5 protein-coding genes and 1 tRNA gene are annotated in these 6,713 nt (G+C 56.8%); 4 read left to right on the forward strand and 2 right to left on the reverse strand.

Annotated features, from left to right (window positions below; all coding sequences use genetic code 11):
• Positions 1 to 33 precede the first annotated feature (33 nt).
• A complete protein-coding gene (locus AC2FJZ_RS20325; protein WP_496779916.1) occupies positions 34 to 1,581 on the reverse strand; it encodes a trimethylamine methyltransferase family protein in 1,548 nt (515 codons plus the stop codon).
• A gap of 227 nt (positions 1,582 to 1,808) precedes the next feature.
• Between AC2FJZ_RS20325 and AC2FJZ_RS20330 the strand changes: the two genes are divergently transcribed.
• The 3 genes from AC2FJZ_RS20330 (at position 1,809) to AC2FJZ_RS20340 (ending at position 4,408) form a co-directional block, all read left to right on the forward strand.
• Entirely contained in the window at positions 1,809 to 3,278 is a 1,470-nt protein-coding gene (locus AC2FJZ_RS20330; RefSeq protein ID WP_496779918.1) for a flavin-containing monooxygenase, read from the forward strand.
• Positions 3,275 to 4,276: an alpha/beta fold hydrolase gene (locus tag AC2FJZ_RS20335; protein ID WP_496779920.1), complete on the forward strand. Its 1,002-nt coding sequence runs from the start codon at positions 3,275 to 3,277 to the stop codon at positions 4,274 to 4,276. Before AC2FJZ_RS20330 ends, AC2FJZ_RS20335 begins: the two co-directional genes overlap by 4 nt.
• Before the next feature lie 55 nt (positions 4,277 to 4,331).
• Positions 4,332 to 4,408: transfer RNA gene (locus AC2FJZ_RS20340), tRNA-Met, on the forward strand.
• A gap of 157 nt (positions 4,409 to 4,565) precedes the next feature.
• Here the strand turns inward: AC2FJZ_RS20340 and AC2FJZ_RS20345 are convergent.
• Positions 4,566 to 5,978: a recombinase family protein gene (locus tag AC2FJZ_RS20345; RefSeq protein ID WP_496779922.1), complete on the reverse strand. Its 1,413-nt coding sequence runs from the start codon at positions 5,976 to 5,978 to the stop codon at positions 4,566 to 4,568.
• A gap of 504 nt (positions 5,979 to 6,482) precedes the next feature.
• Between AC2FJZ_RS20345 and AC2FJZ_RS20350 the strand changes: the two genes are divergently transcribed.
• A partial coding sequence (locus AC2FJZ_RS20350; RefSeq protein WP_496779924.1) for a hypothetical protein occupies positions 6,483 to 6,713 on the forward strand: 231 nt, incomplete at its 3' end.

Consider the following 6,713-nt stretch of genomic DNA (forward strand, 5'->3'; position numbering starts at 1 on the left):
GGAATGCGGGCGGGCCAGTACGGGGAGTATATGTTAGTATGTCTGGTTCAACTCATCCGCAGCCGGAATTTCCCTCTCGCGGCGCGCGATATAGTCCAGAAGCGCTTCGTTTTTGGCTTCGTCCAGTTTGGGTTCTTGATACTCAGCCAGCAGTTTGCGCGCGTGTTTCAAAGCGCGTTCGGTGATTTCCACCTCGCCCTCGGCCACCCATTGTTCGATCGAATTGTTGTCGAACAGTTCCGGCATGAAGAATGCGGTCTGAAAATTGTCCTGCGTGTGCGGATGACCCAGATAGTGGCCGCCAGGGCCGACATCCGGAACCGCTGCCAGGGCCTGATCGAAGTCGTGCCATTTCGGACCTTCCGCCATCCGGTAGGCCATCGCGCATTGTTCCGCGTCAACGATGAACTTGGCGGTCGAGCAGTGCATGCCCGCCTCGTTCCAGCCTGCCGAATGCCAGATATAGTTGGCTCCGGCGTGGATAACCGCGCTAAGCGTTGTGGCGGATTCGTATCCCGCCTGCGCGTCAAACGTCTTGGCCCCGCCCAGCGTATTCGAGGTGCGCCATGGCACGTCATAGTACCGCGCCATCTGACCTATCATGAAATTCATCAGGCTGATTTCAGGCGTACCTGCCATCGGCGCACCGGATTTCATCGACACGGTCGACAGGTAATGCCCCCAAATTGCCGGGCAGCCTTTGCGAACCACCTGTGTGTAGGCCAGCGCCGACAGCGCCTCGGCGGTCAATTGTGCCACGGTCGCGGGCACCGATGCGGGGGTGTTCGCGCCACCCAGAACGAAGGGCGAGCACAAAACCGGCTGGTTGCGACGGCAGAAGGCCCGCATCGCGCCCAGCATGGTTTCATCCCAGACCAGAGGGCTGTTGCCGTTGCAGTTGCCGGTGGTGACTGGATGGTCATCGATGAAATCCTCGCCGAACAGAATGGCGCACATATCCATCACGTCCTCGGCATTCTTGGGCGAGGTGGTCATGCCCATAAAGGTCTTGTCCGAGTATTTCATCGACGAATAGGTGATGCGCAGATGCCGCTGACTGATCGGGTGATCGTAGGGCTCAACGATATGGTGGGCCGAACTGTGCAGTGCGGGCATCATGTGCGACAGTTTGTGGAACATCGCCAAGTCGTCCAGCGTCGGGTTCCGGCGCACGTCATCCAGATCGCGCAAGAAGGGGGCCCCGGTCATCGGCACAAAAATTGAGTGCTTGCCGCCCAGCGCAAGGTTCTTTTGCGGATCACGCGCATGGTACGTGAATTGCGCCGGAATGGTCGAAATCAGCTCGCGCACCATGTTGCGATCCAGATAGACCAGCTCTCCGTCAACTTTGGCGCCAGCTTTCTTCCAGTCTTCCAGCGCGATGGGGTCGCGAAACTGAACGCCCACGTTTTCCAGAATATCCATCGCCGCATTGTCGATGCGTTCGACCTGACTTCCGTCCATGACTTCACAGACAGGAATGCCCCGGGTCAGACCCGGCAGCATGGTAAAATTCGGAGCGGTACGTTGGGCGCGGCGGGCGGAGCGTCCGCCGGACCGCGCGGCAGTGCGAGTAGTCAAAGGGCAATCCTCCAATTTTCAAACAAATTGGCGGATTCGCAGAGCGATCACCTCTCTGATTGCGATATGTGCTTGCAGGAAGCGACACTGGCCACATTCCACGATTTTAGCTCGCGCAGCGCAAATGAACCTTTGTTTACCTTTCGTTAAGTGACCTGCTTCACAGTCAATCATGTGCATACATCTGCAACAGGTACCCGTATGGTTGTTTCGGGAGGGGCGCAGAAATGCACCACATGACAGAGATGCTGATTGTTGGCGCCGGGTTTTCTGGGCTCACGATGGCGCTTGAGGCACGCAAACGCGGCATCAAGGATATCGCCATTCTGGAAAAAGCCGATGATATCGGTGGTACGTGGCGCGAAAACACCTATCCCGGTGTCGCCTGCGATGTGCCGTCGCATCTTTATTCCATGGCGACCCACCCTAATCCGCACTGGAGCCGCGCTTATGCCGAAGGCGCTGAAATTCAGGCCTACCTGAAGGATGTCACGCAGCGAGAGCAGCTGTATGACCTGTGCCATTTCGGGCAGGAACTGAAATCGGCCAGATGGGATGGCGCGCGCTGGCAGGTTGAAACCGTCGACGGGCAGCTGTGGTCGGCCCGGTTTCTGGTTTCGGCCATCGGAGCGCTGCATCATCCCAGCATTCCAAATCTTCCCGGCGCGGACAGTTTTCCCGGCCCCTGTTTCCACTCGGCCCAGTGGGATCACGAAGTTGATCTAACTGGAAAACGCGTGGCGGTTGTGGGCACCGGGGCGTCGGCCGTTCAATTCGTACCAGAGATTGCCAAGGTTGCGCGTCACGTCACCATCTTTCAGCGCAGCGCGCCTTACGTCATGCCGCGCCCGGATGGCCCAATCGCGCCTTGGGTGCGCAAGCTATATGCCCGCCTTCCCTTACTGCCGCGTATCCGGCGCAAACTGATTTTCATGTTTTTCGAGTTCCGCCACCGTGTATTCAGGGGCGAGGAACGGGCGATGAACTTTGCCCTAAAGATGTGGCGCAAATCGCTGGAGGGGGCGATTACCGACCCCGAAGAACGGCGTATTCTGACACCCGACTATCAGATTGGTTGCAAACGTATCCTCAGCTCGAACGACTGGTATCCAACCCTGGCCCGCGACAATGTCAGCGTTGTGCCACAGGGTGTTGCCCGCATCGACGAGGATACACTCATCGCGTCGGATGGCACTGAAGTCCAAGCCGATGCGCTGATCTGGGGCACCGGGTTTCACGTGACCAATGTGGTCGAACGCCTGGACATCACTGGCGCAGATGGCGTGACACTACGAACAGCCTGGGCAGACGGCATGAACGCACATCTGGGCACAGCAATTGCAGGCTTTCCCAATTTCTTTACTCTTCTGGGCCCGCATACAGGTCTGGGCCACAACTCGGTCGTGCTGATGATCGAGGCGCAGGTCGGTCATATCGGCCGCGTCCTAAGCGAGATGCAGCGTAAGGGGTTTTCCGCAATCACACCTGATGCGACGAAACAGGCGGGTTTCACGCAAGAGATGCAGGACCGTCACGCCGACAGTGTCTGGCAGACTGGGGGATGTACATCCTGGTACATTGACGAAGACGGCAATAACACGACTTTATGGCCAGGGACTGTTGGCGAATTTCAAGCGCGTATGGCACAGTCGGGATTAGAACAATACACCCTCGTTGGGCAGGAGCCAGCCAGATGACACTTATTCTAAGCCTGATTGCAGCCTGTGTCGTTTTTCTTCTGGCTATGGCTCTTTGGACCCGGAAGATTACACGTCAGGGGCTTAGAACCGTGCCACAAATGGGCCAGATCGTGCCTGTGCAGGGCGGCAGCATCCACTATGTGGAAAAAGGCAATCCTGACGCGCAGACGCTTGTCCTGGTTCATGGTCTGGCGGGACAATTACAGCATTTCACCTACGCCTTGGCCGATCAACTGGCCGAGGAATACCACGTCATTGCGCTGGATCGTCCCGGCTGCGGATATTCAACCCGCGACACGGCAGAACTGGCACAATTGCCGCATCAGGCGGCGATGATTGCCGAGTTTCTCGAGATCAAAGGCGTGGATCAGGCCGTATTGGTGGGCCATTCACTGGGCGGCGCGGTGTCGCTGGCGCTGGCTTTGGACCACCCCGAACGAATATCGGGGCTGGCGTTGCTGGCCCCCGTGACGCACAGGCTGCCCGAAACTCCGGTGATCTTTAAACCGCTCAATATCCGGTCAGAATGGCTGCGCAGCCTGATCGCCAACACAATTGCGGTGCCCATGGCCTCAAAAACAGCGCCGTACAGTCTGGGCGTGGCATTTGGCCCTGAAACCCCACCAAATGACTTTCTTGACCGTGCAGGCGGTGCGCTTGGGTTGCGCCCATCGGCCTTTGTCACGGCCTCGCAAGACGTTGCGGGGCTGGATGCCAGTTGCGATGCACAGGTTGCCAGATATCCGGAACTGTCCGTGCCCGGGGGTATATTGTATGGCCGTCAAGACGCGCTCCTGTCCCCTGCCCTTCACGGGCCACCGATGACCAAGTTTGGCCTGAGTTATGAAGAGCTGGACGGGTTAGGGCATATGATCCTGATCACGGAACCAGAGATATGTGCGGCGTTTATCCGCAAGATGGTGAACGCCACGACCGCTTCGAAGCCGCCCAAGCAGAACCGGGTGCCTGAGCCTTTGAAAGAAATCCCCAAGTAGCGTGATTTCCCTCTTGACCCTCACCGGCCCCTCGCTTACATCGCCTCTCACTCAAGGCGGAGTAGCTCAGTTGGTTAGAGCAGCGGAATCATAATCCGCGTGTCGGGGGTTCAAGTCCCTCCTCCGCTACCATTAAATCCCCCACTTTTTTGGAACGGTTTGAAACCAGGGCGCTAAGGCGGCCTTTCACTTCGACCGGCACGCCGCCTTCCTCGGTCGGAGACACAACGATCTCCGAAATCAAGCCGCGCACCGCATCACGTGCTTTTGGATTCGGATTGCCGTCATGCTACTGCATGGAAGAGATCATTTCATCCAGTGCCGTGACATAACTGGATGCTGTCGCAGGATTGAATTCGAGCGCCTTCTCCTTCTCGTCAAAGCTGGCCAATACGTCCGCGGCAACTGAGGCGCGTTCTTTGGCCTCGGTCAACTTTGCCTCGCCTTCGACTCCTTCAAGAATTTCCATCTCAAAAAGCTCGATACGGCGCGAAAGCAGCTTGTTAGCTTCTGCTAAAGCGCGTTCGAGCTTCTTCCTGTCCGGTTTGTCCGCTGCGTTGAGTTTGCGACGTTCTTCATTGTAGGTGCGGATGAACTCATCGATGTAGGTTGGCTCAGACAACTCCTTTCGCAGTTCGGTCAGCAGAGCGCTCTCGATCTTGTCGAGGCGAACCTTCCCGTTATTGTTGCAGGAGCCACTCTCTTTGGCCGTTGAGCAACGGATGCGGATGGTATTGCCGTTTCTGTCATGAATCGACATGCCGCCACCGCAGCACCCGCATTTGATCAGCCCCGAGAACGGGCGCACAGGGTTTCGGGTCGATTTTCCCGATCGCTTGGCCGCAGACTGCGTGGCCAAACGCCGCTGAACTGCGTCCCAAAGTTCCTCTTCGACAATACGAAGGTGCGGAACTTCCGCAAATTTCCAGTCTTTGACCGGCTTTTCACGGCTGACCCTTTTGCCTGTTGTCGGGTTTCGTACCATTTTGACGCGATCCCAAACGAGTATGCCAGCATAAAGGGAATTTCTGAGAATACCGTAGCCGCGCTTGCCGTTTCCATTCAGCGTTGACGCGTTCCACTTCGTCCCACGAGGCGGTAACTCACCGCGAGCGTTGAGATCATGAGCAATATCTCGCGGGGAGGCTCCTTCTGCGTAGGCCTTATAGATTTGGCAAATAACTTCCGCTTCGTGTGCCTTGACCTGGAGCTCCCCGGGTTTTCCCGCAATAGGTGAGTAACCATAAGCCTTACCGCCGGCACTCAAACCTTTGGCTATGTTGCCTGACATTCCGCGATGCACTTTTTCACGCAGATCTTTGAGGAAAACCGTACCGACGAAGCCGCGAAGGCCAATCTGGAGTTCCGACTGTACCCCCTCGCTGGCTGAAATGATTTCGACGCCAGCGTAGCTAAGCAGTTTATGCACCTTATGAAGATCACCTGCGTCCCGGCTGATCCGATCAACACACTCCACGACCAGTGCATCAATTTCCCCCGCACTCGCCGCTTCGAGAAGATTAGCAAAACCAACTCGCCCAATCAGAGTCTCAGAGGTTTTGGCCCTGTCTTCGAATGTCCGGACCTCCCTATAGCCTTCACTTGTCAGGTAGCGTCGGCAGAGCTCCACCTGATCTTCAATGGAGCGCTCCGACAGGAGCGTGGTCGAATAGCGGGCGTAGATCGCAGCGCGGCGTTGCATTCTCTCGAGTTCCTCGCGTCTTGTTGCGCTGCCGCCCGGGCCAATTCCCGGACGAGCTCAAGCAAACCAACATCTGGCGTCGGGTTTTGCTTTGCTGCTGGGGACTTGGTGATCTCTTCACAAATCGAAAAATCGGTTTGGATCGGTTTTTGAACTGTCATGGTGCTCGCTTTATGTTTCAACGAGCGTGAGATCGGTCTCCTTTAGAAAATTTAGAAACGCAGTTTAATCCGAACGGTTCGGAGAGCGAGAAACGCTCTCCGATAGCGGCAGGCTAAGTCTGCGCTTCTGCGATCACTCGACGAGATATGCGGTCGGCACGACGCAGGTTCTGGATGAGTTGAAGACGCCTGCGAAGCGTTACCAAAGGTTCAACCGTCAGGTTCAGTTCGGCTGCCAGCGGGATAGTGCAGCAGGTGGCATCGAATGGATCAACCAGATTGCAGCCAGTCCCCGTCCCGTTCGCAAATAGAATGATGGCTCAGAGACACCGCGCATCAGAAGATGGCCCGCGACGGCTGCCTGAACGTTCTCTTCACCCTCAGCGCGCCAGCCGGGATCGTTGTGAAAGTCCAGATCGACATAGAGCGTATTCAGACTTGCCAGGCTGGAGTTCCTGCGTCGACCATTGAACCGGTTCAACGAGATGAACGATGTGTGGACCTGTCCCGCTTTTGTGCCGCCCCAGGTGCTCGTTTAGGCCACTTTCCTTTCGAACGCGACGGGGCTTTTCCA

Source organism: Ruegeria sp. CDSA079, from assembly GCF_059612245.1.

Bases quoted from the DNA above. Each gene is read 5' to 3' on its own strand.
- AC2FJZ_RS20330 (WP_496779918.1), top strand. From the start codon at position 1,809: ATGCACCACATGACAGAGATGCTGATTGTTGGCGCCGGGTTTTCTGGG.
- AC2FJZ_RS20335 (WP_496779920.1), top strand. From the start codon at position 3,275: ATGACACTTATTCTAAGCCTGATTGCAGCCTGTGTCGTTTTTCTTCTG.
- AC2FJZ_RS20345 (WP_496779922.1), bottom strand. From the start codon at position 5,978: ATGCAACGCCGCGCTGCGATCTACGCCCGCTATTCGACCACGCTCCTG.